Below are 26,745 nucleotides of genomic sequence, written 5' to 3' on the forward strand. Positions count from 1 at the left end.
CCTGAAATGAAAATGCCCCGCCAAGTGCGGGGCATTTTTTTGGCCTTGCGTCGCCCTTGCGGATGCCTTCGCTGGCCAGCCAGCTCCTACAGCAGCATTCGGGGTGGTGGCGCCGCCACCGTTGAAGCCGGTGGCCGGGGGCTCAGGGCATGCGTTCGCCCAACTGCCCGCGCAGGAAGCGGTACAGGCCATCGGCACTCTTGCGATAGCCATCAGCGGTCAGGTGCACCAAGTCGTTACGCGCCAGGTCGCTGCCCTGCCATTTGCTGATCGAACAATCCCCGCCCATGAACGCCTGCCAGTCCCAGAACAGCGTGCGGCTGTTCTTCGCCACGTCCTTCTGGATCTGCACGATCTGCCGCAGCGGCTGCGGCTGCGATGCCGCACAACTCCCGGCATTGCGGCGCTTGATGGAGTCCGGCGGGCCCACCAGCAGGATCACGGTCTTGGGCAGGTTCTTGCGCAGCAGCGTGACTTTTTCCTGCAACTGACTGCGGTACAGCTGCAGATCCAGATCGTCATCGAACGCCTCGTTGGTGCCGTAGGCCAGCACCACCATGTCCGGGCGCAGGGCCTTGAGGGTTTCCAGCCAGCCGGGCTGCCACTTGTCCAGCACATCCAGGCGTGCGCCATTGATGCCCAGGGAGGAGTAGATCACCCCGGCACTCTTCTGCCCGAGGATGTTCCAGCCGCCCAGGGCCAGGCCCTGGTTGTTGGCCACGTTAAAGTCCAGCGGCAGGGTCAGGTTGTTGAACGGCGGGCTGAAACGCCACTGTCCACCGGTAGCGGCCAGCATGCGACTGCTCTTGTTGAGGTTGTCCCGGGCGGTCAGGGTGTTGTTGCTGGACGCCTGGTACAGAGCGGAAATGCGGTACTGCTGGTTGCTCGGCTGGCGCTCGGCGATATGCACCCGAGCCCCCGGCGTCATCGGCAGCGACAGGTAGCCCCCCAGGGGAAACTGCGTGCTCTGCTGGTTACGCGCCGACACCAGGGACCACTGACGCTTGGCCGCCCCGAGGATCACCCGTTCATAGCGAGTGCCGGGCACCGGTGTTGCCGCCACGAAACCAATGCCGCCATCGCCGTACTGCGCTTGCAGCAGGCGTCGCACCTCACCGCTGAACAGGTCGGCAGCGGTGTGGGAATCCCCCAGTTGCACAATGTTGATGGGGGTGCGGTTGGAGGTGCTGAACTTGCGTGCCAGCAACGCCAGGTTCGGGTCGCTGCCAGTGGTCACGACCTTCTTCGCTCCGGTTCCGGACCTGGCCAGGGCCGAGGCCGGTGTGGCCTGGACCTCGGTGGTCGGGCTGCAACTGCTCAGCAAGGTGATGCCCAGCAACAGCGCAATGCCTTGCAGTCGCCCCATATCAGTGCTCCGTCAATTGTTGACTGGGAAAGTTGATCAGCGAGATCACACGCTCAGCGATCAGCTTCTGCCCAGTGGTGGTGAAATGAATACCGTCGTCGACCCGGGTCTTGACCTTCTTGCCATCGCCGGTGGTGCGGTAATAGGAAAATTCGTCGCTCTGGTAGCCAAGGATCTCGTTGGCCGAAACGAAATGCTGGTGATACTGCTCGATCTGGCTCTTGTACAGGTCGCTCAGGTAAGCCATGGCCGTAGACAGCTTGGGCTTCTCCATGTTCGGCGGGCCGACCCAGATCACTTGCACATTGTGGGCCTGGGCGGTGTCGAGGATCGAATCGATGCGCTGGCGATAGGCTTCCTCCCAGTCCGGGGTCTTGAAGCGCAGGAACGGCTTGCCCTTGACCACCGGCATGTCCCACGGATCGTTGGGCCCCAGGAAGATCACCATCAGGCGAATGTTCGGATTGCTGGCCAAGGTGCTCTCAACGGTCTTGGGCCAGTTGAAGAAGCTTGGATAGGCAAGGCCGGTGCTCTGCTTGCTGAGGTTCAGGCTCTTGACGTTGTAGCGTTTGCGCAAGGTGTTGGCCATGTGCGGCGCCACGCCCTGCATCAGGGAATCACCGACGAAGAACACCTCATCCCCAGTGGCCAGGCTGGCCATCAGCGGCGCCGCGTGCCCCTGCTCGACCTGGGGGGGATGGCTGACCACGGGAGCCACGGCCACTGGCTGCGGATGCACCGGGACCGGGGCCTGGGGAGCCACATGGACCGGGGCCGCGTGAGCGGTGCTCAGCGGCGGGTGCTCTGGCGCGGCCGCGACCTTCGGCAACGGCGCAGGCTCTTCGTCCGCGGCCGCTTCAGCCTGGGCCACCAGGCTCAGGTCGGCGGTTGCGGCAAAGCTGCCGACAAAGGCCACCCGGGCATTTTCCAGGGCCTGGTTGAGCTGCGCGCCAAAACGCCACTGCGGGTTCTGCGAAAGTCCCGGAATCTCGCAGTCATCGTGGTACTTCTGCTGGCAGTAGAGACGGATCGACTGCTGGTTGAACCACACCAGCAACAGGCTGGTCACCACCAGGGCATAGAACACCTTGGCTGCGCTGCCGAAGCTGACCGACAAGGGCGAACGGTTAGAAACTGGCATAGATGAACCCCGGCACGCCCGACGGTGAGGCGAAGATAACCACGCAGATGAACAGCCCCAACGGCACTGGATAGAACAGCCACGGCAAGCCGGTGGCCGCATCGAACAGGCGGCGCAGCAGCGCCACGATCCGTGGGTAGAAGGCGACGAACAACAGGCAGCCCAACAGGCTCAAGGCGCTGCCGGCCAGGCCGCTGAAGGACAGGCCGCCCAGGCCACTGAGCATGTCCATGGCGTCGGACAAGGTCGCGCAGCGGAAGAAGATCCAGGCAAAGGCCACGTAGTGGAAGGTCAGCAGGCGAGCCATCAGATCCGCGCCGATCCAGCTCGGCCCCCGGGCCAGCAACGGGCTGCACAGTTTGTACAGCGCCAGGCCAACGCCATGCAGCGCGCCCCAGATAATGAAGTTGGCGCTGGCGCCGTGCCACAAGCCGGAGATCAGCATCGCCAGCAGCATGTTCAGGTTGCCGCGCCACACCGGCCCCCGGTTGCCCCCCAGCGGGATATACACGTAGTCACGGATAAAGGTCGACAGGCTGATGTGCCAGCGTCCCCAGAACTCCTTGAGGTTGCGCGCCGCATAGGGGTAGTTGAAGTTCAACGGCAGGCGAAAGCCCAGCAACAGGGCGATACCGGTCACCAGATCGGTGTAGCCGCTGAAGTTGAAGTAGATCAGGAACGAATAGCCGTACACCGCCCGCAGGATCTGCTCGGCCGAGAAGGCCACCGGGCTGTCGAACACCGGGTCGACCCATTCATTGGCCAGCCAGGAGCTGAGGAAGAACAGTTTGACCACCGCCACGGCAATCAGGCCCAGGGCCCGTTGCGGCTCCAGCACCTGACGCAACTGCGGCGGGTTGATCTGTTCCAGCATGGGGATCGCCCGGTTCACGGGACCGGCAATCAGGCTGGGGAAAAACGCCAGGTACAGCGCCAGGTCAAAGGGCGAGCCCGGCGTCAGCTCGCGACGGTTGATCGACACCAGGTAGCTGACCGAGTGGAAGGCATAGAACGACAGCCCCACCGGCAACAGCACCTCCAGCAACGGTAGCGACACTTCAACACCAAACTGGGCGAAGGCGCTCTGCACCGTGCTGGTGAAGAAGTCCTGGTACTTGAACAGGTAAAAAGCCCCGAGCACCAGCAGCAACATCAGGCCATTGACCCAGCCCCGCCCGGGATAACGCTGGCTCAACAGACCGAGCAGATACACCAGGGCCGTGTAGCCCAGCAGGATGTAGAGGAAGTTCAGGCTGAAGCTGGCGAGGATCGCGTAGCTGGCGGCCAGCAGCAGGCCGTTCTGCAGACGCAGACTGAAGCCCAGGCCCCAATAAAGAATGAAGAACAGGATGAAGCAGAGGCCGAATTCGATCGAGAGATAGCTCACAACGTAGTCCATTACGTGCAGACGGGGACAAACCCGGCACAGGGAGAGCAGGCAGGAGGAGTGGAAACGGGCGCGATTATGGCAGAGGGGCTTCGGCAGTCACAAGTTGAAACATTCTCCGCCTATAGCGGACGCCAGCTCCGCACCGAACGACAGCCCCCCCTTGTAGGAGCTGGCTTGCCAGCGAAAGCGTCCACAAGGGCGACGCCAGATCCAAGGGCCTGTTCGCCGGCAAGCCGACGCCTACGGATGAGGGCGGCTTGGCGGACCGGTTTACCGTAGGAGCTGGCTTGCCAGCGAAGGCGTCCACAAGGGCGACGCCAGATCCAAAGGACTGTTCGCCGGCAAGCCGGCTCCTACAGAGGGGCGGTGCAGCGGGCCGGATTACTGGATGTCTTCGGGTTTGACGATGACCCAGTTCTTGTCCGCCGTCACCGGCAGGCCTTCCTTGGCCTGGGCCGCGGCGTGCTTGGCCATCATGCCGTTGAGCTGGGTCATGTACTTGTCCTTGCGGTTGATCCACAGGTGGATGCCACCCTTGGCCACGTCCACATCATGAAACAGCATGTAGCCGTCGCTGGTCGGTGTGTCGCCACCCACCAGCACCGGCTTCTTCCACTCATCGATGTAAGTCAGGATCGCCGCGTGCTTGCCCGCCATCCAAGTGGCCGGAGTCCACAGGTAAGGCGTCAGCTCCAGGCCAAGGTTGGCCTTCTCGTCGTACTTGCCGTCGGTGATCTGTTTACGCGCGGTGGTCAGGGCGCCAGTCTTGCGGTCCTTGAGCAGGGTGGTCACGCCAATCACGTTCTGCGGCTTGACGTTGTAGCCGTACTTGGGATCGGAGGCGACCATACGCACCAGCTCTTCGGAGGCGGCGGTCATCACATAGACCTCGATGCCGTTCTCCATCAGTTTGTTGTACAGCTCGGTCTGGCCGGTGAAGACCTTGGGCGGGTTGACCTCGATGGTCTTGACCACGTCACCGTCGTAATAAGTGCTCGGCACCGGCTTGCCGGACGCCATCAGCTCGTCGACGTAGCCCTTGAGCTCCTTGAGGGTGAAGCCGGAGAACACTTGGGCCACCCAGGGGTAGCAGACCATGTCGTCGATTTCGCAAAGGCGATAGTAGTAGCTGAACAGGCTTTCCTTGTGCTCGGCGGTGTCCTTGAACGGAATCAGTTTCAGCGACGGGTCGAGGGTCTCGCGGGTGATCAGCCCCTTGTTTTCCATGTAGGGCAACAGGGACTCTTCCAGATCGTAGCGGTAACTGGTGTTGTCCATGTCGAACACCGCGAAGTTACCCTTGTTGGCGTTGGCCGCGATCATCGCGTCCAGTTGCTTGGCCTGCTCCTGCGGCCAGTGCTTCAACTCGGTGGCGAAGGCCTGGCCGGCAAGGCCCAGGCAGAGTGCAACGGCTAGAAATTTCGGCGCGAACTTCATCTGCGGTTTCTCCCTGAGTGAAAGGTTCGACGCTAACAAATCCCTGTGACAGTTCTCGTCTCTACGCGACCGCTTGCGTCCCGAGAGCGCCAACCGCATGCGCCTGAGCGTCAGCGGCTTATTCCAAAAACGACAGTTGCCATGCGATATCGTTATTAATTCAATAGATTTCAAGCTGTTAGGCTTGCCGGTTCGCAATCGCCCTGAGCCGCGATTGACACAAGTCTTATCGGAGCCCCAATGAATCTGCCGCTGATCCTCAACCTGCTGGTGTTCCTGGCCCTGCTGCTGGGCCTGGCACAAACCCGCCACACCACCTGGAGCCTGGCCAAGAAGGTCCTCCTGGCCCTGGTGCTGGGCGTGGTCTTCGGCATCGCCCTGCACAGCCTCTACGGCGCCGGCAACCCGGTGCTCAAGGCCTCCATCAGCTGGTTCGACCTGGTGGGCAATGGCTACGTGCAGTTGCTGCAGATGATCGTGATCCCCCTGGTGTTCGCCTCGATCCTCAGCGCCGTGGCCCGCCTGCACAACGCCTCGTCCCTGGGCAAGATCAGCTTCCTGACCATCGGCACCCTGCTGTTCACCACCGCCATCGCGGCGCTGGTGGGCATCGGCCTGACCAACCTGTTCGGCCTAACGGCCGAAGGGCTGGTGGCCGGCACCCAGGAAATGGCGCGCCTGCAAGTGATCCAGAGCGATTACGCGGGCAAGGTTGCCGACCTCAACGTGCCGCAGTTGCTGCTGTCGTTCATCCCACAGAACCCTTTCGCCGACCTGGCCCGGGCCAAGCCGACCTCGATCATCAGCGTGGTGATCTTCGCCGCCTTCCTCGGTGTCGCGGCGCTGCAATTGCTCAAGGATGACGCCGACAAAGGGCAGAAAGTGCTCAACGCCATCGACACCTTGCAAGCCTGGGTGATGCGTCTGGTGCGCCTGGTGATGAAACTGACCCCTTACGGCGTGCTGGCGCTGATGACCAAGGTGGTGGCCGGTTCCAACCTGCAGGACATCATCAAGCTCGGCAGTTTCGTGGTGGTGTCCTACATCGGCCTGGGCCTGATGTTCGTGGTCCACGGCCTGCTGGTAGCCCTGGCCGGGATCAACCCGCTGCGCTTCTTCCGCAAGGTCTGGCCGGTGCTGACCTTCGCCTTCACCAGCCGCTCCAGCGCCGCGAGCATTCCCCTGAGCATCGAAGCCCAGACCCGGCGCCTGGGCATTCCCCAGTCCATTGCCAGCTTCGCCGCCTCGTTCGGCGCCACCATCGGCCAGAACGGCTGCGCCGGCCTGTACCCGGCCATGCTGGCGGTGATGGTTGCCCCCACCGTGGGCATCAACCCGCTGGACCCGCTGTGGATCGCCACCCTGGTGGCCATCGTGACCTTGAGTTCCGCGGGTGTGGCCGGCGTGGGTGGCGGCGCGACCTTCGCCGCGCTGATCGTGCTGCCGGCCATGGGCCTGCCGGTGTCGTTGGTGGCGTTGCTGATTTCCGTGGAGCCGCTGATCGACATGGGCCGCACCGCGCTGAACGTCAGCGGTTCGATGACGGCCGGCGCCATCACCAGCCAGGTGATGCAGCAAACCGACAAGGCATTGCTGGACGCCGATGAGCACGAGGAACTGGCTCAGGCTTGATTGACCTCTTCGCCGGCAAGCCCCCTCCTACGGGGGCCGACTTGCCGGCGAAGCGCTTAACGCTTCTCCCACACCTCGAAGCTGTACGCCGGCTTATCCCCTTCCGGCGGATTCGGCACATCCGACACCAACTGCCATTGGTCCAGATCGAACGCTGGAAACCAGGCATCGCCTTCCGGGCTCAATGCCACCCGCGTCAGATACAGGCGATCCGCCTGCTCCAGGCCTTGGCTATAGAGCTGCGCGCCGCCAATCAGCATCAGCTCGTCGGCACCCTGCTCCAGGGCCCACTCCTCGGCCCGCGCTACCGCGGCCGCCAAAGACGGATAGACCTCGGCACCTTCGAGCACCAGATCGGTCTGACGACTGACCACGATGTTCAACCGCCCCGGCAAGGGCCGGCCCAGGGAATCCCAGGTTTTGCGCCCCATGATGATCGGCTTGCCCAGGGTCGTGGCCTTGAAGTATTTGAAATCCCCCGGCAGGTGCCAGGGCATGCTGTTGTCGACGCCGATCACGCGGTTTTCACCGAGGGCCGCGATCAGGCTGAGAGGGAGAGATTTTTTCATGCCGGCGAGGATACCAGAGGGCCCAAGCCTGGCAACTTCACCCGACCGCCGCTGCAGCAGTTATGCTCAGCGCACTTTTGAGCGATGGAATGACGCGTGACTGCACTGACTCCCCTGCAACGACTGTGGCTGACCGAAACCGTGCGCCTGCGCGAGGAACACGCCGGGCCACTGGACGATCAGGAAGCCAACCGCCTGGCCCGCAACCAGGGCGGCGACCTGGCGACCCGCATCCAGACCCGTGCCCTGTGGCTGGCCCAGCGCGACGGTCTGCACAGCGCGTTGCTGCACTGGCTGCAAGGCGCACGCCTGGCGTTGCTTGCCCTGGCGCTGCTGGCCGTACTCAGTGGCGCCGGCCTGGCCTTCAGCGCCCTGGGCAACACCCAGCAACCGGTCAATGTGTTCTGGGCACTGGGCAGTCTGCTGGGCCTGAACCTGATCCTGCTGCTGAGTTGGCTGATCGGCCTGCTGTTCGCCGGCGAGCACAGCGCCAGCCTGGGCCGGCTGTGGCTATGGCTGAGTGAAAAATTCTCCCGCGACGCCAAAGCCGCGCAGTTACCACCGGCCCTGTTGCTGTTGCTCCAGCGGCGCAAGCTCAATCGCTGGGCCCTGGGCGCCCTGGTCAACGGCCTGTGGTGCCTGGCCCTGTTCAGCGCCGTGGTCATGCTGCTGTTGCTGCTGACCACCCACCGCTACAGCTTTGTCTGGGAAAGCACCCTGCTGGGCGCCGATGCCTTCGTTGCCATTACCAACGCCATCAGCGCCCTGCCCCGAGGCCTGGGCCTCGGCGCGCCGAGCGTGGCAACCATCCAGGCCAGCACCCGGGATGTCTACAACACCGAGCTGGTCCGTCAGTCCTGGGCCATCTGGCTGGTGGTCCTAGTGGTGATCTACGGCGTGCTGCCGCGCCTGCTGCTGATGCTGTTCTGCCGCTGGCGCTGGAAACACGGACAGGCCCGTCTGCAACTGGACCTCAAGTTGCCGGGCTACAGCCAGTTGCGTGAACGCCTGATGCCCAGCAGCGAACGCCTTGGGGTCAATGACGCGGCCCCCGAGCAACTGCATCGAGTCGAAGCCGGCGTCAGCGCCCAGGACAGCAGCGGCGCGCTGTTGGTGGCCATCGAACTGGACCATCAGCGCTCCTGGCCACCGCAACTGCCAGACAGCATCAAGGACGCCGGCATCCTCGACAACCGAGAGTCACGCAACCGTCTGCTGGAGCAGATGAGCCGCTTTCCCCCGGCGCGCCTGGTGATTGCCTGCGACCCTCGGCGCTCGCCGGATCGCGGCAGCCTGGGGCTGATTGCCGAGCTGGCGCGCAACGCTGCCGCGACGCGAATCTGGCTGCTGCAAGCGCCTCCAGGTCAAGCGCTGGACTCGGCTCGCCTGGGCGACTGGCACGCCGCCCTGGAGCAACTTGAGCTGCCGTTCGCCGATTGCGCGCCCCTCAACTGGCTGGAGACCGGTCATGACTGAACCACGCCACCGGGCCCTGAAACTGGCGGTGGTCGGCCACACCAACGTCGGCAAGACCTCACTGCTGCGTACCCTGACCCGGGACGTGGGCTTTGGCGAAGTCTCCCATCGCCCCAGCACCACGCGGCATGTGGAAGGCGCTCGCCTCTCAGTGGATGGCCAACCCCTGCTGGAGCTCTACGACACCCCGGGCCTGGAAGACGCCATCGCCCTGCTGGACTATCTGGAGCGCCTGGAACGCCCCGGCGAACGCCTGGACGGCCCGGCCCGGCTGGCACGCTTTCTCGACGGCAGCGAGGCTCGGCAACGCTTCGAGCAGGAAGCCAAGGTCCTGCGCCAACTGCTGGCCTCGGACGCCGGGCTCTATGTGATCGACGCCCGGGAACCGGTGCTGGCCAAGTACCGGGATGAGCTTGAAGTACTGAGCGGCTGTGGCAAGCCACTGCTGCCGGTGCTGAATTTCGTCAGCAGCGACGAACAGCGCGAAGGCGACTGGCGCGAAGCCCTGGCTCGCCAGGGATTGCACGCCCTGGTGCGCTTCGACAGCGTGGCGCCGCCGGAAGACGGCGAACGACGGCTGTATGAGAGCCTGTCCCTGCTGCTGGAGCATGCCCGCCCGGCCCTGCAACGGCTGATCGACGACCAGCAGGCACAACGCCTGGCGCGCCAGCAAAGTGCGGCACGGCTGATTGCCGAACTGCTGGTGGACTGCGCCGCCTGCCGCCGCAGCGTGGCCAGCGACACGCAACAGGAGCAGCAGGCGATTGGCGAACTCCGTCAGGCCATCCGTCAGCGTGAGCAACGCTGTGTCGAAGCCCTGCTCAAGCTCTACGCTTTCCGCCCTCAGGACGCCTCGGCCAGTGATCTGCCGCTGTTGGACGGACGTTGGGGCGACGACCTGTTCAATCCGGAAACCCTCAAGCAGTTGGGGGTGCGTGTCGGTGGCGGGATCGCCGCGGGAGCGGCAGCCGGGGCCGGCGTGGATCTGTTGGTAGGTGGCTTGACCCTGGGCGCCGCGGCGTTGGCCGGAGCGATTGCCGGCGGCGCCCTGCAGACCGCCCGCAGCTACGGCAGTCGCCTGCTGGGCAAGCTCAAGGGCCAGCGCGAATTGACCGTGGACGACAGCGTGCTACGGCTGTTGGCGTTGCGTCAGCGGCAGTTGGTACAGGCGCTGGACCGGCGCGGGCATGCAGCCATGGACAGCATCCGTCTGGCCACGCCGGAGGATAAGAGCTGGCGCGAGGGCAAATTGCCGGAAGCCCTGAGCAAGGCTCGGGCGCATCCGCAGTGGTCGTCGCTCAATCCCCATGCGCGCCTGAGCCAGGCCGAGCGTCAGGAGCAGATCGAGGCCCTGGCCGAAACCCTAGTGGTTCAGGCGTAGAGCGCCTTCGCCGGCAAGCCGGCTCCTACAGCGCTCTGTAGGAGCCGGCTTGCCCGCGAAAGGGCTCAAGCCAACACCGCCAAGGCCTTGTCCTTGAGGATCTGCAGGTCCATCACCGGCACCCACATCTCCTTGGCCTGCTCGTCCCAGTGGCGCATGCGCAAACTCACCGCACACAGCGGGTCGAGCTCGAAGGCCGCCGCCTCTGCCGCGCTCATCACCCCGCCCTGATACTCCAGGGTGCGTCGACTGGCCTCGCTCAGGCGCTGGTAATACCCCGGCTCCTTGAGGGTCAGGTAACGCTTGGCCTGAACGTGATATTCCACCAGTTGCGCCAGACGCTCGCTGAAGCCCGCCCGACGCAGATAGTCCGCCCCCAGGCGCTCGTGGCTGACCACGCCAAAACCGTGCATGTTCTCGGCATCCTGCTGACAGATATGCCCAATATCGTGGAAGAACGCCGCCAGCACCACTTCGTCGTCATAACCTTCCGCCAGGGCCAACTGCGCCGCCTGGGACATATGCTCGATCTGCGACACCGGCTCGCCGATGTAGTCGTGATCGCCAAAGCGCTCGTACAAGCCGAAAACCTCATCGATCACCTGCTGCCGACTCATCACGCTTCCTCCAGCACCCGGGCGATATTGCCCTCGGCCATGGCCGGACCAACGCTCATGCCCACCCCGGTGTGCATCAGGGCCACATGGACCCCGGGGGCGGCCTCCAGGAAGGAGAACGGTCCGGGCCCGCGAGCACCATAGACGCCCTGCCAGCGCTCCACCACCTGGACCTTGCAGCCCAAGGTCTGCTCGGCCAGCTCGATCAGCCAGTCATCCACCTGCTCGCCATTGAAAGGCGACGGATCGCTGCCGTAATCATGGGAATCGCCGATGATCACCTCTCCATAGGGGGTCGGGCTGATCAGCAAGTGAATGCCGTGCTCATGCAGGTGCGGCGCTTCACGCAGGATCTGCGCCTGCACGGCGGCGGCTTCCGGCAGATCGGCAAAGGCGCCGTAATGCACGCAACTGAGCCCGGTGAGCAACGCATGTTGCAGGTTCAGATTGACCTGGGGCCGGGCGCGAAGCATCTGCAAGCGGCAGATCTGCGGTTGCAAGGCGGCGATCTGCTCGGCCAGCAAGGTCTGATAATCGTGCCCCGAACACAGCACGATGCGTGGCGCGTGAAAGCTGCCGGCGGTGCTGTGCAGTTGCCCCGGCGCGATGTCACGCACCAGGGTCGAAAAGTGGAACTGCACCCCCAGGTCGCGGCGCAGGTAGTCGATCAGCATCGGGATGGCTTCCCGGGAATACAACTGCTGGTCGTCCAGACCGTGCAACGCCGCCCGGTGATGGCGGAATTGACCGCCGTACAGATCATTCAGGGCTGCGCCCTGGAGCAGATCGACGCGGTAGCCGTGCTCGCGCGCGCGGCCGGCGCAGAAGGCTTCGAGCAACTGCTCCTCGGCTTCGCTGCGGGCGAACAGGTAGGAACCGTTGCGTTTGAGTGGCAGGCCCGCCAGCTGTTGCCAGTCGGCCCAGATATCGCGGCTGGCACGGGCCAGTTCCAGCATGATGCCCGGCGGTTGCCCGGTGACCAGGGCCTGGCCGAAGTTGCGCACCGAAGCCCCCAGGGGCGTGGCGCTGCGCTCGAATACCTGTACCCGCAGACCGCGCTTGGCAGCCGCGTAGGCGTGGGACAGACCAAGGATGCCGGCGCCGACGATCAGCAGATCGCTGTGATGGGTCATGAGTTGTGTCCTGGATGGGGAGCGCCTTCGCCGGCAAGCCGGCTCCTACAAACCCGGTAGAAGCGGCTGGCCGGCGAAGGCGATTGATCGGTTACTGCTTGGCGACCTTTTCCGACTTGCCGTCATAGCGCTTGCGCCATTCGGCGAGGATCTCGTCGCGGTTCTTCGAGGCCCAGGCAAAGTCGTTCTTGATCAGGCGCTGCTCGTAGTCGGCCGGCAGTTCGGTCTGCGGCTTGGCGATGCCGGGCTGGGCCAGGACAGCGAAGTTTTCCTTGTACAGCTCCATGGCTTCGGGGCTGGCGGAGAAGTCGGCGAGCTTCTTCGCCGCCTCTTCATGAGGGGTGCCCTTGATCACCGCCGTGGCTTCGATTTCCCAGCCCAGGCCTTCCTTGGGCAGGACGATGTCCAGCGGCGCACCCTGGCGCTTGAGCTGCACGGCCGGGTACTCGAAGGAGATACCAATCGGGAACTCACCGGCGGCGGCCAGCTTGCACGGCTTGGAGCCGGAGTGGACGTACTGGCCGATGTTCTGGTGCAGGTCATCCATGTACTGCCAGCCCTGTTTCTCGCCGAAGGTCTGCAGCCAGGCGCTGACATCGAGGAAGCCGGTGCCCGAGGACGCCGGGTTAGGCATGACGATCTTGCCCTTGTACTCGGGCTTGGTCAGGTCCTGCCAGCTCACCGGTTTGGTCAGGCCCTGCTTCTGCGCCTCCACGGTGTTGAAGCAGATGGTCGCGGCCCACACGTCCATGCCGACCCAGGCCGGTGGGTTGGCGGCGTCGCGATAGTTCGGGCCGATCTTGCCCAGGTCCTTGGGCGCGTAGCTTTGCAGCATGCCCTGCTGATCGAGGATCGCCAGGCTGGAAGCCGCCAGGCCCCAGACCGCGTCCGCTTGTGGCCGGGCTTTTTCCGCCAGCAGCTTGGCGGTGATGATCCCGGTGGAATCACGCACCCACTTGATCTCCACGTCCGGATTGGCCTTTTCGAAGGCTTGCTTGTAGGACTTCAATTGCTCGGCTTCGAGGGCCGTGTAGACCGTCAGTTCGGTTTTCGCAGCAAAAGCGTTCAGGCTGACAGCAGAGAGGACGGCAGCGGCAAGAGCCAGGGGCTTGAACATGGTGCGGTTCCTTAGTGAGTGCAGATCAGAGGGTGAGTGAGCAAGGCATCAGTGGCCCGGCGCGGTCTGCCGCCAGGCCTGGGAGCGGCGCAACAGCCCGCGGGAAGCCCAGGCCAGCAGCAGCGAAACGCCGGCGGAGGTGAACAGGATCAGGGTCGACATGGCCGCAGCGCCGCCGACGTTGCCGGCGTCGTCCATGTTCAGCACAGCGACGGCGGCGAGGATGGTGTCCGGGCTGTAGAGGAAGATCGCCGCCGACACCGTGGTCATGGCCGAAACGAACAGGTAACGCACGATGTCCAGCAGCGCCGGCAGGCAGATCGGCACGGTAACCCGCAGGTAGTGCCGGTACAGCGGCGCCTTGAGGGACAGCGCGGCGGCCTCGAATTCGGCATCCAACTGGCGCAGGGCGGTGGTGGCGGTCATCTGCGCGGTGGTCAGGTAGTGGGCGATGGTGCACACCACCAGCAGAGTCATGGTTCCGTAGAACACATGCAGCGGGTTGCCGTTGAGGTTGAAGAAGAACACGTAGCCCAGGCCCAGCACCAAACCGGGCACCGCCATCGGTACGAAACTGAGCATGCGCAAGGCCAGGTTCAGGCCACGCTGGCCACTGGTTTTCTCCATCAGGTAGGCCCCCGTGAAGATCACCACACTGCCGATCAGCGCGGTGCACAGGGCCATGGTCAGGCTGTTGCGGTAGGCCAGCCAACCGCCCCCTGCGGTGTCGTTGAACTGGTAGTGGTTCAGCGACAGCGACAGGTTGTACGGCCAGAATTTCACCAGGGAGGAATACACCGCCATGCCGAACACCAGCAACAAGGCCGCGCAGATCAGCAGCACGATAGCCAGGTAGCAAGCGTCGCGCAGCCGCGACGGCGTCGGTTTGAATACCTGGGCGCGGCCGCTCATGGAATCGCCATGACGGCGGCGCAACCAGGCATCGACGCCGAAACTGAACAACGCCGGCAGCAGCAACACCATGCCGATCAGGGCGCCACGGCCAAACTGCTGCTGGCCCACCACCGCCTTGTAGGCCTCCAGGGCCAGGACCTGATAGTCGCCACCCACCACCACCGGCACACCGAAGTCGGTGATGGTCAGGGTGAACACCAGGCAGAACGCAGCGAACACCGCCTGCCGGGTCGCCGGCCAAGTGATGCTGCGAAAGGCCTTGGCGGGGCTGGCGCCCATGCTCGACGCCGCATCGAACAACCGCGCATCCGCCAGGGACAGGGCCGAGAGCAGGATCATCAGGGCATGGGGAAAGGTGTAGATGACCTCGCCGAGGACGATGCCCCAGAAGCCGTAGATGTTCTCGGCGAACAGACCACGCAGCATCCCCTGATTGCCGAACAGATAGACCAGGGCAATGCCCGGCAGCATCGACGGCGCCATCAACGGCAACAGCGACAGGCCACGCCACAGGCCCTTGCCGGGAATCAGCGTGCGTTGCAGGGCGTAGGCGAACAGGTAGGCCAGGGGCACCACGATGGCGGCCACGCTGAGGGAGACTTTCAGGCTGTTGCCCAGCAACCAGTGGAAGTTGGCGCTGGCCACCAATTCACGGGCCGCCAGCCAGCCACCGCCCTGTCCGGCTTCGGCACTGAAACCGCGCCAGAAGATCGCCAGCAGCGGCAACAGCACCGCTACACCCAGCAGGAGCAGGAGCAGAACCTTGCCGCCGACGACAAAAATACGGTCGCCGATCTCGGCACGAGAGGCCTGGCGCGCCCGCTTGGCAGGTAGCGGCAGGGACATTGGCACGCTCATCTTAGGCAAACACCTGGAGGCTGCGCGGCGGCAAGGCGACCCAGATGTCCTGGGCCCCCAGACGCGGCATGGCTTCCGGTGCCAGTTCAGCCAGCAGCGCATGCCCCGGCAGTTGGTTGAGTTCGAAGCTCATGCGGCAGCGGTTACCGAGGAAAGTGATCTCGCGGACCTTGGCCGGAAACAGGTTTTCCTCATGCACCAGCGGGTTCACGCTGATGGCCTCCGGACGGCAGAACAGCCGGCCCGAGGCGGTCTTGGCCGAGCCGTCGGCCAGGCGCACATTCATTCCGCCGACCTGGGCATGGCTGTCGCTGTTGCGGCTGAAGGGCAGCCAGTTGCCCTGGCCAACGAACTCGGCGACGAAGGGCGTGGCCGGACGATCGTAGATTTCCTGGGGCGTGGCGTACTGCTCGACCTTGCCGTTGTTCATGACAGCGATGCGGTCGGCCATCAACATGGCCTCGTCCTGATTGTGGGTGACCATCAAGGTGGTGATCCCCAGGCGCCGTTGCAACTGACGCAGCTCGGTGCACAAGTGCTCGCGAACCCGGGCGTCCAGGGCCGACATCGGCTCGTCCAACAGCAGCAGCGACGGTGACGGCGCCAGGGCACGGGCCAGGGCGACGCGCTGCTGCTGGCCGCCGGACAACTGGCCGGGATATTTCTTCTCGCTGCCGGTCAGCCCTACCAGTTCCAGCATTTGCGCCACACGCTTGCGCACTTCCTCACGGCCGCTACCGGCCAGGCCGTAGGCGATGTTGGCTTCTACCGTGAGATTGGGAAACAGCGCGTAAGACTGGAACAGGATGCCGTAGTCCCGGGCTTGCGGCGCCAGCAGCGAAACGTCCCGATCCCCCAGGTACAACTCGCCCTGGTCCTGGCGCTCCAGGCCGGCGATGCAACGCAGCAGCGTGGTCTTGCCACAGCCGGACGGGCCCAGCAGGCACACCAGCTCGCCGGCTGCGACATCCAGGGACACGTTGTCCAGGGCGGTGAAGGCGCCAAAGCGCTTCTGGACGCCCCGCACCTTCATCGGCGCGCCGGGGTTGCTCAGGGCAGTTGCAGTGGAGTGGTTCATGGACGGACCTCATCTAGCAGATGAGGCAAATCCTAGAGTTGTAATGCGTCGGTCATATGGCAGTAAGGCAAAAACGACCGATAGTGGTATTCAGGGATTTGGGTTCACTTGTCAGGCATGTGCTGGCTGATCTGGCCGATGCAGGTCTTTCAGGCGGGAGCCATTTCCTGCGCCAATCCGAGAAACGCCGCCGGCAGGCGCGCGTTCTTGCGCTCCTTGAGGCAGTACAGGTACTCGACGATCTGCGGTGCATGCTCGATGGTCAGCACCCGCAGTTGTGGATCGTGGGGCACTTCCTGACGGGCAATGATGCTGATGCCGATATTGCGCAGCACCGCCTCGCGGATCGATTCGCGACTGCCGATCTCCAGCAGCGGGCCAAAGCTGACGTTGGCGTCCTTGAGCAAGGTTTCGGTGAGGCTGCGGGTGGTGGAGCCGGGTTCGCGCATCAACAGGGTATGCCCGGCCAGGGCATTGAGCGGCACGTGATCCAGCGCCGCCAGAGGGTGGTTGCGGTGCACCGCCAACACCAGCGGATCGCTGCCCAATACCCGACGGATCAGCCGCGCGTCCTCCAGCAGTTGCGAGGAGGCCGCCACATCCACCCGGTAGTCATCCAGGGCTTCGAGGACTTGCTGGGAGTTGCCGATTTCCACCGACACTTCGACCTGGGGCAGTCGCTCGCGGAAGGTCTTCACCAGATCGAGGATGTAGTACGGCGCGGTGGCGGCGATGCGCAATGTGCCCTGCACCTGGCCGCTGTTGCGCAGGAAGAACTCGATATCAGCCTCTTGCTGCAACAGGTCCTTGACCATGGGCAGCAGGCGCGCGCCCTCATCGCTGAGGCTCAGGCGACGACCGCCGCGGTAGAACAGTTCCACCGAATACTGGCTTTCCAGGTTGCGGATCTGCGTGGTCACCGTCGGCTGACTGAGGCCAAGCTTCTTCGCCGCCTGGGTGATGCTGCCCAGGCGGGCGACCATGTAAAAAGCCTTCAGCTCGGCACTCAGCACAGGGTTCTCTCATTGCTTATTTGCGCAGTAGGCGCAGACCGTTGAACACCACCAGCAGGCTGACGCCCATGTCGGCGAACACCGCCATCCACATGGTGGCGAGTCCGGCAAAGGTTACCCCAAGAAAGATCGCCTTGATGACCAGGGCCAGGGCGATATTTTGCTTGAGCACCACCGAGGTCTGGCGCGACAGGCGGATAAACGCCGGAATCTTGCGCAGATCATCGTCCATCAGGGCTACATCCGCGGTCTCGATGGCGGTATCGGTGCCCGCCGCGGCCATGGCGAAACCTATCTCGGCCCGAGCCAGGGCCGGGGCGTCGTTGATGCCGTCGCCGACCATGCCCACCCGATGTCCCTGGGCGTACAACGCCTCGATGGCTTGCAGCTTGTCGGTGGGCAAAAGGTCGCCCCGGGCCTGATCGATGCCCACCTGGGCCGCAATGGCCTGGGCGGTGTGGGGGTTGTCGCCGGTGAGCATCAGGGTCTTGATCCCCAGCTCATGCAACTGCTGGATGGCTTCGCGACTGGACTCCTTGACCGTGTCCGCCACGGCGAACAGTGCCAGGGGGCCATTGCTGTCCAGCAACAGGACCACGGTCTTGCCCTGCTTCTCCAGGGCGAAGAGTTTTTCTTCCAGGGCTGGAGAACACAGGCCCAGCTCCTCCACCAGGCGGTGATTTCCCAGGTGATACAGCTGGCCGTTGATTTCGCCGCGCACTCCGCGCCCGGTCAGGGCTTCGAAGTTATCCACAGCGTGCAGCGCCAGCTGCTTATCCACAGCCGCCTGGGCAATGGCCAGGGACACCGGGTGGTCGGAACGTCCCGCCAGGCTCGCGGCCAGGGCCGGGGCAGTGTCCTGCGCCAACGGGTCCAGGGACAGGAAGTCGGTCTGTACCGGCTTGCCGTGGGTGATGGTGCCGGTCTTGTCCAGGGCCAGGTAGTCGAGCTTGTAGCCACCCTCCAGATAGACCCCGCCCTTGACCAGGATGCCCTTGCGCGCCGCTGCCGCCAGGCCGCTGACGATGCTCACCGGGGTGGAGATCACCAGGGCACACGGACAGGCCACCACCAGCAGCACCAGGGCGCGGTAGATCCAGTCAAACCAGACGCCGCCCATCAACAGTGGCGGAATCAGCGCCACGGCCAGGGCGAAGGCGAATACCGCCGGGGTGTAGATTTTCGAGAAGGTATCGACGAAGCGCTGGGTCGGCGCCCGAGCGCCCTGGGCCTGCTCCACGGCGTGGATGATCCGCGCCAGGGTCGAGTTGTTGGCCGCGGCGGTGACGCGATATTCCAGGGAGCCGGCCTGGTTGATGGTGCCGGCAAACACCTTGTCGCCCACGGTCTTTTCCACCGGCAGGCTTTCACCGGTGATTGGCGCCTGGTCGATGGTGGAGCTGCCGGACACGACCTCGCCGTCCAGACCGATGCGCTCTCCCGGGCGGACTCGCACTCGGGCGCCCAGTTCGACGCTTTTAGCTTCCAGTTCGCTCCAGCTGCCATCCGCCTGCTGCACCGTGACCTGTTCCGGGGTCATCTGTATCAGGCCGCTGATGGCGTTGCGCGCCCGGTCCAGGGAGCGGGCTTCGATCAGCTCGGCCACGGTAAACAGGAACATCACCATCGCCGCTTCCGGCCATTGGCCGATCAGCACGGCGCCGGTCACGGCGATGCTCATCAGGGCATTGATGTTGAGGTTGCGGTTCTTCAGGGCGATCCAGCCCTTCTTGTAGGTGCCCAGGCCGCCGCTGAGGATCGACACCAGGGCCACCAACGCCACGACCCAGTCGGGGGCGGCATTGGTGAAGTGAATGACTTCGGCGGCCAGCGCGCCGATACCGGACAGGGCCAGCGGCCACCAGGCTTTCTTCACCGGCGCTGCGGCAGGTGCGACTTCGGCGCCGTCCTGCTCCAGAGGCTCGGCGTGCATGCCCAGGGATTTGACCGCCGCAATGATCGGCGCGGTGCTCGGCAGGTCGTGGGTCACCCCCAGCACACGGTTCATCAGGTTGAACTCCAGCGCCTGAACCCCGGCCAGCTTGCCCAGCTTGTTCTGGATCAGGGTCTGCTCGGTGGGGCAATCCATGGCTTCGATACGGAAGCTGCTCAGACGCGCGCCGGCAGTCGGGCTTTCGCTCAAGGTGACCTTGGACGGTGCCAGGCTGGCGGAACCGCAGCAGGAACTGCCATGGGCGGCGCGGTCGTGAGCCTTGACCGGCTGCAGCTTGCCCGCAGAGACAGGTGCATGGGAGTGGCCATGGCTATGATCGTGATCGTGATCGTGATCGTGATCGTGATCGTGATCAGCATGGACGTGCTGGGCGTCGGGCTTGCGCGGGTTGTGAATGGAGTCGCTCATAGGGGGTCGCGTCCGAATAAAGGTGCTTGTTGCCAAGTGAACACCCTGTAGCCACTATAGGGTCAAGCACCCATTCGGAGACGACGGCAATGAAGATTGGCGAACTGGCGAAACTCACCGACTGTCAGGTCGAGACCATCCGTTACTACGAGCGCGAAGGACTGCTGCCGGAACCGGCCCGCAGCGAAGGCAACTACCGCCTCTACACCCAGGCCCACACCGAGCGCCTGACCTTTATCCGCAACTGCCGCAGCCTGGACATGACCCTCGAAGAAATCCGCAGCCTGCTCAACCTGCGGGACAGCCCCGAAGGCCAGTGCGCCAGCGTCAATGCCCTGATCGACGAGCACATCCATCACGTCAAGGCGCGCATCGACGGGCTACTGGTGCTCCAGGAGCAACTGCTGGACCTGCGCCAGCGCTGCAGCGAAGGGCCGGACCTGGATCACTGCGGCATCCTCCAGCGTCTGGAAGTCAGCGGCTCGGTGGCCCCCAGCGAGGCCGAGCCGTCCCATGTCGGCCGCAGCCACGGGCATTGAGCCTGAAGCTGGGCGCCGTGGTTTCAGGAACCCCGGCGCCCCGCCACCGCCAGTAATCGATGATATACAAGCTCCAGTACATCCAGCAGCCGCTGATCCAGCTGCCGCCAGGCCAGGCCCAGACGCACCAGCCACGCGCTGAACAACCCCACCAGGCAACCACCAAGAATATCGAAGGGGAAATGCACGCCCAGGTAGACCCGCGCCCAGCTCACCAGCACCGCCAGGGCCAGCATGGCCAGCCCGGTCTTGCGCAGGGACGCCAGGATCAGGGCAAAGGCCATGGCGAACATGCCGCTGGCGTGGTCACTGGGAAAAGAGGCTCCGGGCGCATGGGCGAGAAAATTCTGCCCCAACTCCAGCATGAAGGGCCGCGGATGGAACCACAGGCCACGGATCAGCAGATTGCAGGCCAGGGCGACCACAATGCTCGAGGTCCCGAGCAGGACGGTCATTCTCTGCCGGCGCTCGCCAAAGACCCAGAACACCAGGAGCAGCAGCGGGACACAAAGGACCACCCATTGGGCGATAAAGATCGCCAGTTCACGCATGGGCAGCGATGCCTCGGCGCTGGCATTGATGGCCAGGAACAGGCTGCGATTGAGTTCTTCCATTCAGGGGCTCGCGATCAACATCAAAAGGACGACGTCCAGGCTTTCCCGGACCACTCCTGAGAGGCTAGTCGCCCGGCAGGCACGACGATGCCCGGAATACCTCCCGGGCAAAGGTCGATAAAGGCATCGGGAAAAATCGACAGGGGCCTCGGGGCCCCTGGTTGCAGGCGCTAAAAGACTTAAACCGCCATCGGCGCGGTCATCGGCGCATGGTGCTCATAGCCTTCCAGAGAGAAATCGCTCGGTTCGATCAGCTCCAGCCATTCCGGCTGGTAGACGCCGGTCTTGGCGAACTCCGGCACGCGCTCGGAAATCACCAGCTTGGGCATCGGGAACGGCTCGCGCTTGAGCTGCTCATTGAGCATGTCCAGGTGGTTTTCGTAGACGTGGGCATCACCGATGAAATAGGTGAACCAGCGCGGCGTGTAGCCGGTCAGGCGACCGATCAGGCTCAGCAGCGCGGCGCCCTCGGTGAGGTTGAACGGCGTCCCCAGCCCCAGGTCGTTGGAGCGGATGTAGAGGGTCAGGGAGATTTCCCGGGTCTCGACATTGGGGTGGAACTGATACAGCAAGTGGCACGGCGGCAAGGCCATTTCATCCAGCTGCGCGCAGTTCCAGCCGTGGAACAGGATTCGCCGGCTGCCCGGGTCGTTGATGATGGTGTCAACGCACTGGCGGACCTGATCGATGGCCTTGTACAGCACCACGTAACCCTGGCCCTCTTCCTCGCCTGCGGCGATCTGCCGGTAGCCCTGGCTAAGCGCCAGGTCGATGGCGGCCTGGTTGCTGGTCTTGATCTGCTTGTAGGCCGGCCACTTGCGCCACTGCACGCCATAGATCTCGCCCAGATCGTCATCACCCTGGCGGAACGGGTTGGCCAGCCACTGGGCGTTTTCGTTGGCGTTCTGATCCCAGACCTTGCAGCCCAGGGCACGGAACTCGGCGGCGTTGTTCACCCCGCGCAGGAAGCCGACCATTTCGCCGATGGCCGACTTGAAGGCCATCTTGCGGGTGGTGATGGCCGGAAAACCTTCCTTGAGGTCGTAGCGCAGCATGGCCCCGGGGAAACTGATGGTGTTCACACCGGTGCGGTTGGCCTGCTTGGTGCCGTTGTTGATGACGTGGGCCACCAGATCAAGATATTGCTTCATGAATTACCTGCATCCTTGAACCCGGGGCTGGCGCCCCGGGGTTCGAATTTATTGCGCCGCGCTCTGGGCCGGAGCGCGATGATAAGCCAGCCAGATCAGGCCCAGGCCGCCGAGAATCATCGGTACGCAGAGAACCTGACCCATGGTCAGCCAGCCAAAAGCCAGGTAGCCGAGCTGGGCATCCGGGACCCGGACGAACTCGACGACAAAGCGGAAAATACCGTAGAACAGGGCGAACATACCGGAAACCGCCATGGTCGGCCGAGGTTTGCGCGAGAACAGCCACAGGATCAGGAACAACGCCACGCCCTCCAGGGCGAACTGATACAACTGCGACGGATGCCGCGGCAACTGCGCCGGATCGCTGAACGGCGGGAAGATCATCGCCCAAGGCACGTCGGTGGGTTTGCCCCACAGCTCGGCGTTGATGAAATTGCCAATACGCCCGGCCCCCAGGCCAATCGGCACCATGGGCGCGACGAAGTCCATTAGCTCGAAGAAGCTCTTGTTGTTGCGCTTGCCGAACCACCAGGCCGCCAGCATTACCCCGATGAAACCGCCGTGGAACGACATGCCGCCCTTCCATACCTCGAAGATCAGGGTTGGGTTGGCCAGGTAGGCACTGAGGTCGTAGAACAGCACGTAACCCAGCCGCCCACCGACGATCACCCCCATGGACATCCAGAACACCATGTCCGAGAGCTTTTCCTTGCTCCAGGTCGGATCGAAACGGTTCAGCCGGCGCGACGCCAGCAACCAGGCACCGCCAATGCCGATCAGGTACATCAGGCCGTACCAGTGGATTTTCAGCGGGCCGATGGCCAGCGCTACCGGATCAATCTGCGGGTAAGGCAGCATTGCGACTCCTCGTAAGGGTTAGAACTCTAGATTCCCGGGCGAAACTGCCACTCCAGGATTAAGCCAGGATTGCGTCACCGTTCAGAACAGGAAGCTGATCCCCACGCAGAACAGCAGCGCGGCAAACATTCGCTTCAACAGTCGCGGCGACAGTGTGTGGGCCATGCGCGCACCGATCCGGGCGAACACCATGCTGGTCAGGGCGATGCCCAGCAGCGCCGGTAAATAAACGTAGCCGAGACTATGAGCCGGAAGCTGCGGATCATGCCAGCCCAGAATCATGAAACTTAAGGCACTGGCCAGGGCAATGGGCAAGCCGCAGGCCGATGAAGTGGCCACCGCCTGCTGCATCGGCACGCTGCGCCAGGTGAGAAACGGCACGGTCAGCGAACCGCCGCCAATGCCGAAGATCGCCGAGGCCCAGCCGATCACCCCGCCGGCCGCCGCCAGACCCAGCTTGCCGGGCACCTGGCGACTGGCCTTGGGCTTGAGCTCCAGGGTCATCTGCAAGGCCACCACCAGGGCGAAGACGCCGATGATTTTTTGCAAGTGCGGGCCGGAAATCGCTTCGGCGGTCAGCGCGCCGAACCCGGCCCCCAGCAGAATGCCCAGGGCCATCCACGCAAAGATTGGCCAGCGCACCGCACCACGGCGATGGTGTTCGCGAACGGCGTTGACCGAGGTGAAGATGATGCTGGCCAGAGAGGTACCGACCGCCAGATGGGTCAGCACCGAGGCATCGAAGCCTTGCAGGGTAAAACTGAACACCAGCACCGGGACAATGATGATCCCGCCGCCCACGCCGAACAGCCCGGCCAGTACGCCTGCGCAGGCGCCCAACAGCAGATAGAGCAGAAATTCCATGGGAGCATCCGAAAATAAGACCGGCATGGTAACGGATGCGCCGCCCCGGCCTCCACTGGATGGCGATGGATACCCATTGGATCTGTGCGTAAAGTGGGCAAAAACACACAGGGGGCCACCTTAATGTGCTTGATCGTATTCGCCTGGCGGCCGGGTCATGCTCAGCCACTGATCGTCGCGGCCAACCGTGACGAATTCTACGCCCGGCCCAGCCTGCCTCTGGGGCAATGGCCGGAGTCGCCGCAGATCCACGCCGGACGCGACCTGGAGGCGGGAGGCACCTGGCTTGGTGTCGGTGCCAATGGCCGCTTTGCCGCCCTGACCAATATCCGCAACCCTCATCAACCCCCGGCACGACGCTCCCGGGGCGAACTGGTGGCGCGCTTTCTCGCCGGGGACGTGGCCCTGGAAGACTATCTGCACGATGTGGTGGGCCGCTCGGTGGAGTACGCCGGTTTCAACCTGTTGCTGGGCACAGCAGAACAACTGTGGCACTACAACGCCCAGGATGTGGAACCGCAATTGCTCAAGCCCGGCGTCTACGGCCTGTCCAATGCCGGACTCGATACGCCGTGGCCCAAGTTGCTCAAGGCCAAGGCCGCGCTGCAGGAAGTGCTGCCCAATCCGCAACCGCAGGCCCTGCTGGCGCTGCTGAGCGATCCGCAAACCGCGCCCTTCGCCGAGCTGCCGGATACTGGAGTTGGGTTGGCCACTGAAAGCCTGCTGTCCAGCGTGTTCATCGCCAGCCCCAGCTACGGCACTCGCGCCAGTACCGCACTGATCGTCAACGCCGACGGTTCGCGGCATTTGCTGGAACGCAGTTTCGGCCCTTATGGCGGGCACCTGGGAGAGGTCGAGCTGAAGGTGTGAAGCGTTCGTCGGCAAGCCGGCTCCTACACAGGCCTTCGTAGGAGCCGGCTTGCCGGCGAAGAAAACACCTCGATTACAGGGTCTTGCTCGAAGCCGGATTGATCATCCGCGCCAGACCGAGCTTCTTCAGCGCCAATTGCAGCGAGCTGTGGATGACTTGCGGGTTGTCGATGGTCATCATCTCGTCCAGCAGTTCCTTGGCCTTGCTCAGGTTGATCTGACGCAGCATCCACTTCACTTTCGGCAAGTTGGTGGCGTTCATCGACAGGCTGTCGAAACCCATGGCCATCAGCAGCACCGCAGCCGCCGGGTCACCGGCCATTTCGCCACAGATGCTCACCGGCTTGCCTTCGGCATGGGCGTCACGCACCACGTTCTGCAGCGCTTGCAGCACAGCCGGATGCAGGTAGTCGTAGAGGTCGGCGACCCGCGGGTTGTTGCGGTCCACCGCCAGCAGGTACTGAGTCAGGTCGTTGGAACCCACCGAGAGGAAGTCCACCTGGCGCGCCAGTTCCCGGGTCTGATAGACCGCCGCCGGAATCTCGATCATCACCCCCACCGGAGGCATGGGCACATCGGTGCCTTCATCGCGGACTTCACCCCAGGCACGGTGGATCAGGTGCAGGGCTTCTTCCAGTTCATGGATGCCGGAAATCATCGGCAGCAGAATGCGCAGGTTGTTCAGGCCCTCGCTGGCCTTGAGCATGGCCCGGGCCTGCACCAGGAAGATCTCCGGGTGGTCGAGGGTCACGCGGATGCCGCGCCAACCAAGGAAGGGGTTGTCTTCCTTGATCGGGAAATACGACAGCGACTTGTCACCGCCAATGTCCAGGCTGCGCATGGTCACCGGCTGCGGATGGAAGGCCGCCAGCTGCTCGCGATAGATCGCCAGCTGTTCTTTCTCGCTGGGGAAGCGCTGGTTGATCATGAACGGCACTTCGGTGCGATACAGGCCTACGCCCTCGGCACCGCGCTTCTGCGCCCGGGCCACATCGGCCAGCAGGCCGGTGTTGACCCACAGCGGCATGCGGTGGCCATCAGGGGTGATGCAAGGCAGGTCGCGTAACGCGTCCAGGCCCTGGGCCAGTTGCCGCTCTTCTTCCACCACATCGGCGAACTGCTTGCGCAGCACGTCACTGGGGTTGGTGTAGACCTCACCGTGGTAGCCGTCGACGATCATCTGGATGCCGTCGACCTTGGAGTACGGCAGGTCGACAAGGCCCATCACCGTGGGAATGCCCATGGCCCGGGCCAGGATGGCCACGTGGGAGTTGCCCGACCCCAGCACCGACACCAGCCCCACCAGCTTGCCTTCCGGCACTTCGCCGAGCATGGCCGGGGTCAGTTCTTCACTGACCAGGATGGTGTTGTCGGGGTAGACCAGGGTCTGCTGACGCTCTTCCTGCAGATAGGCCAGAAGCCGTCGCCCCAGGTCCTTGACGTCCGAGGCACGCTCGCGCAGGTAGGCGTCGTCCATCAACTCGAAACGGTTGACGTGATCGGTGACCACTTGGCGCAACGCACCCTGGGCCCATTGCCCGGTCTTGATCACGGTCTTCACTTCGCTGCCCAGGGAGGCGTCGTCGAGCATCATCAGGTAGACGTCGAACAGCGCGCGCTCTTCCGGGCGCAGTTGGGTCGCGAGTTTTTCCGACAACGCCCGCATATCGGCGCGCACCCCTTCCAGGGCGGTCTTGAACAGCCCCAGCTCGGCGTCGATGTCGGTGATGTATTTGTCCGGCACCACGTCCAGGTCGGCCGGCGGCAACATCACCACCGCGCTGCCCACCGCGGCACCGGGGGAGCCCGGCACGCCAATGAACTTGGCCTCCTGGATGCCCTTGCCCTGGCGCCCCAGGCCGCGGATCGAACCGGTGGCCTCGGCATGGGCGATCACCCCGGCCAGTTGCGCGCTCATGGTCACCAGGAAGGCTTCTTCGCCCTCGTCGAACTGGCGGCGCTCTTTCTGCTGGATGACCAGAACACCCACTACGCGCCGATGGTGAATGATCGGGGCGCCGAGGAACGAGGCGTAACGCTCTTCACCGGTTTCGGCGAAATAGCGATAACGCGGGTGATCGGCGGCGTTTTCCAGGTTGAGAGGTTCTTCCCGAGTGCCCACCAGACCGACCAGGCCTTCGTTGGGAGCCATGCTGACCTTGCCGATGGAGCGCTTGTTCAAGCCCTCGGTGGCCATCAGCACGAAACGGTTGGTTTCCGGGTCCAGCAGATAGACCGAGCAGACCTGGCTGCCCATGGCCTCTTTGACGCGCAATACAATAATCCCCAACGCCGCCTTGAGATCCTTGGCGGAGTTAACTTCCTGGACGATCTTGCGCAGCGTATTGAGCATGGCTCGGGGTC

The 26,745-nt window shown here is 63.9% G+C and carries 22 protein-coding genes; 5 read left to right on the plus strand and 17 right to left on the minus strand.

The features are described 5' to 3' along the window. Window positions 1–142: 142 nt before the first annotated feature. The 4 genes from FW796_RS11310 to FW796_RS11325 all read right to left on the minus strand — a co-directional run bounded on the left by FW796_RS11310 (window position 143) and on the right by FW796_RS11325 (window position 5,334). Window positions 143–1,366 carry an SGNH/GDSL hydrolase family protein gene (locus tag FW796_RS11310; RefSeq protein WP_346633263.1) on the minus strand — a complete coding sequence of 408 codons (1,224 nt, stop codon included), beginning with the start codon at window positions 1,364–1,366 and terminating at the stop codon, window positions 143–145. A gap of 1 nt (window position 1,367) precedes the next feature. Beyond that, window positions 1,368–2,507, minus strand: a complete 1,140-nt coding sequence (locus tag FW796_RS11315) for an SGNH/GDSL hydrolase family protein (protein WP_346633264.1) — start codon at window positions 2,505–2,507, stop codon at window positions 1,368–1,370. Next, window positions 2,494–3,894, minus strand: a complete 1,401-nt coding sequence (locus tag FW796_RS11320) for an MBOAT family O-acyltransferase (protein WP_446439371.1) — start codon at window positions 3,892–3,894, stop codon at window positions 2,494–2,496. Before FW796_RS11320 ends, FW796_RS11315 begins: the two co-directional genes overlap by 14 nt. A 384-nt stretch (window positions 3,895–4,278) precedes the next feature. Next, entirely contained in the window at window positions 4,279–5,334 is a 1,056-nt protein-coding gene (locus FW796_RS11325) for a haloacid dehalogenase-like hydrolase (RefSeq protein ID WP_402892729.1), read from the minus strand. 240 nt (window positions 5,335–5,574) lie between these two features. Here FW796_RS11325 and FW796_RS11330 point away from each other — a divergent pair, with 240 nt between their 5' ends. Beyond that, entirely contained in the window at window positions 5,575–6,966 is a 1,392-nt protein-coding gene (locus FW796_RS11330) for an L-cystine transporter (protein ID WP_346633267.1), read from the plus strand. Window positions 6,967–7,022: 56 nt separating this feature from the next. Here the strand turns inward: FW796_RS11330 and FW796_RS11335 are convergent, their stop codons facing one another. After that, the gene (locus tag FW796_RS11335) at window positions 7,023–7,535 is read right to left on the minus strand and encodes a dihydrofolate reductase (protein WP_346633268.1); all 513 of its coding nucleotides are present in this window, start codon (window positions 7,533–7,535) and stop codon (window positions 7,023–7,025) included. A gap of 96 nt (window positions 7,536–7,631) precedes the next feature. Between FW796_RS11335 and FW796_RS11340 the strand changes: the two genes are divergently transcribed. Both FW796_RS11340 and FW796_RS11345 read left to right on the plus strand, forming a co-directional pair. Beyond that, complete coding sequence (locus tag FW796_RS11340; RefSeq protein ID WP_346633269.1) at window positions 7,632–9,011, plus strand: DUF2868 domain-containing protein; 1,380 nt, start codon at window positions 7,632–7,634, stop codon at window positions 9,009–9,011. After that, the gene (locus tag FW796_RS11345; protein ID WP_446439372.1) at window positions 9,004–10,392 is read left to right on the plus strand and encodes a GTPase/DUF3482 domain-containing protein; all 1,389 of its coding nucleotides are present in this window, start codon (window positions 9,004–9,006) and stop codon (window positions 10,390–10,392) included. The genes FW796_RS11340 and FW796_RS11345 overlap by 8 nt, the downstream gene beginning before the upstream one ends. A gap of 65 nt (window positions 10,393–10,457) precedes the next feature. Here the strand turns inward: FW796_RS11345 and FW796_RS11350 are convergent, their stop codons facing one another. The 7 genes from FW796_RS11350 to FW796_RS11380 all read right to left on the minus strand — a co-directional run bounded on the left by FW796_RS11350 (window position 10,458) and on the right by FW796_RS11380 (window position 19,485). Beyond that, window positions 10,458–11,009, minus strand: a complete 552-nt coding sequence (locus FW796_RS11350) for a phosphonate degradation HD-domain oxygenase (RefSeq protein ID WP_346633271.1) — start codon at window positions 11,007–11,009, stop codon at window positions 10,458–10,460. Then, on the minus strand, window positions 11,009–12,142 hold the full coding sequence (locus FW796_RS11355; protein ID WP_446439373.1) for a TIGR03364 family FAD-dependent oxidoreductase: 1,134 nt from the start codon (window positions 12,140–12,142) through the stop codon (window positions 11,009–11,011). Before FW796_RS11355 ends, FW796_RS11350 begins: the two co-directional genes overlap by 1 nt. Window positions 12,143–12,233: 91 nt before the next feature. After that, on the minus strand, window positions 12,234–13,259 hold the full coding sequence (locus FW796_RS11360; protein ID WP_346633273.1) for a putative 2-aminoethylphosphonate ABC transporter substrate-binding protein: 1,026 nt from the start codon (window positions 13,257–13,259) through the stop codon (window positions 12,234–12,236). Between the two features lie 48 nt (window positions 13,260–13,307). Beyond that, window positions 13,308–15,032 (minus strand): putative 2-aminoethylphosphonate ABC transporter permease subunit, encoded by a 1,725-nt coding sequence (locus FW796_RS11365; RefSeq protein WP_346633274.1) that lies wholly within the window; start codon window positions 15,030–15,032, stop codon window positions 13,308–13,310. Window position 15,033: 1 nt separating this feature from the next. Further along, a complete protein-coding gene (locus tag FW796_RS11370) occupies window positions 15,034–16,110 on the minus strand; it encodes a putative 2-aminoethylphosphonate ABC transporter ATP-binding protein (protein WP_346633275.1) in 1,077 nt (358 codons plus the stop codon). A gap of 149 nt (window positions 16,111–16,259) precedes the next feature. Then, window positions 16,260–17,123 carry a LysR family transcriptional regulator gene (locus FW796_RS11375; protein ID WP_446439374.1) on the minus strand — a complete coding sequence of 288 codons (864 nt, stop codon included), beginning with the start codon at window positions 17,121–17,123 and terminating at the stop codon, window positions 16,260–16,262. A gap of 16 nt (window positions 17,124–17,139) precedes the next feature. Then, window positions 17,140–19,485, minus strand: coding sequence for a heavy metal translocating P-type ATPase (locus tag FW796_RS11380; RefSeq protein WP_446439375.1), 2,346 nt, complete (start codon window positions 19,483–19,485; stop codon window positions 17,140–17,142). Between the two features lie 89 nt (window positions 19,486–19,574). Between FW796_RS11380 and cadR the strand changes: the two genes are divergently transcribed. Then, window positions 19,575–20,024, plus strand: coding sequence for a Cd(II)/Pb(II)-responsive transcriptional regulator (cadR, locus tag FW796_RS11385; RefSeq protein WP_092308673.1), 450 nt, complete (start codon window positions 19,575–19,577; stop codon window positions 20,022–20,024). Between the two features lie 23 nt (window positions 20,025–20,047). On the opposite strand, the gene FW796_RS11390 is transcribed toward cadR, so the two are convergent. The 4 genes from FW796_RS11390 to FW796_RS11405 form a co-directional block, all read right to left on the minus strand. Beyond that, window positions 20,048–20,638 carry an undecaprenyl-diphosphatase gene (locus FW796_RS11390; RefSeq protein WP_446439376.1) on the minus strand — a complete coding sequence of 197 codons (591 nt, stop codon included), beginning with the start codon at window positions 20,636–20,638 and terminating at the stop codon, window positions 20,048–20,050. A gap of 179 nt (window positions 20,639–20,817) precedes the next feature. Next, on the minus strand, window positions 20,818–21,789 hold the full coding sequence (locus FW796_RS11395) for a thymidylate synthase (RefSeq protein WP_102881199.1): 972 nt from the start codon (window positions 21,787–21,789) through the stop codon (window positions 20,818–20,820). Between the two features lie 48 nt (window positions 21,790–21,837). Further along, window positions 21,838–22,647, minus strand: coding sequence for a prolipoprotein diacylglyceryl transferase (lgt, locus tag FW796_RS11400; RefSeq protein WP_253128521.1), 810 nt, complete (start codon window positions 22,645–22,647; stop codon window positions 21,838–21,840). Window positions 22,648–22,728: 81 nt separating this feature from the next. Then, complete coding sequence (locus FW796_RS11405; RefSeq protein ID WP_346633279.1) at window positions 22,729–23,511, minus strand: sulfite exporter TauE/SafE family protein; 783 nt, start codon at window positions 23,509–23,511, stop codon at window positions 22,729–22,731. A gap of 123 nt (window positions 23,512–23,634) precedes the next feature. Here FW796_RS11405 and FW796_RS11410 point away from each other — a divergent pair, with 123 nt between their 5' ends. Next, window positions 23,635–24,381, plus strand: a complete 747-nt coding sequence (locus tag FW796_RS11410) for an NRDE family protein (protein WP_346633280.1) — start codon at window positions 23,635–23,637, stop codon at window positions 24,379–24,381. A 73-nt stretch (window positions 24,382–24,454) separates the two neighbouring features. Here FW796_RS11410 and ptsP read toward each other — a convergent pair whose 3' ends face one another. Continuing rightward, window positions 24,455–26,734, minus strand: a complete 2,280-nt coding sequence (gene ptsP, locus FW796_RS11415; RefSeq protein WP_346633281.1) for a phosphoenolpyruvate--protein phosphotransferase — start codon at window positions 26,732–26,734, stop codon at window positions 24,455–24,457. Window positions 26,735–26,745 lie beyond the last annotated feature (11 nt).

The organism is Pseudomonas sp. 910_21, assembly GCF_052850735.1.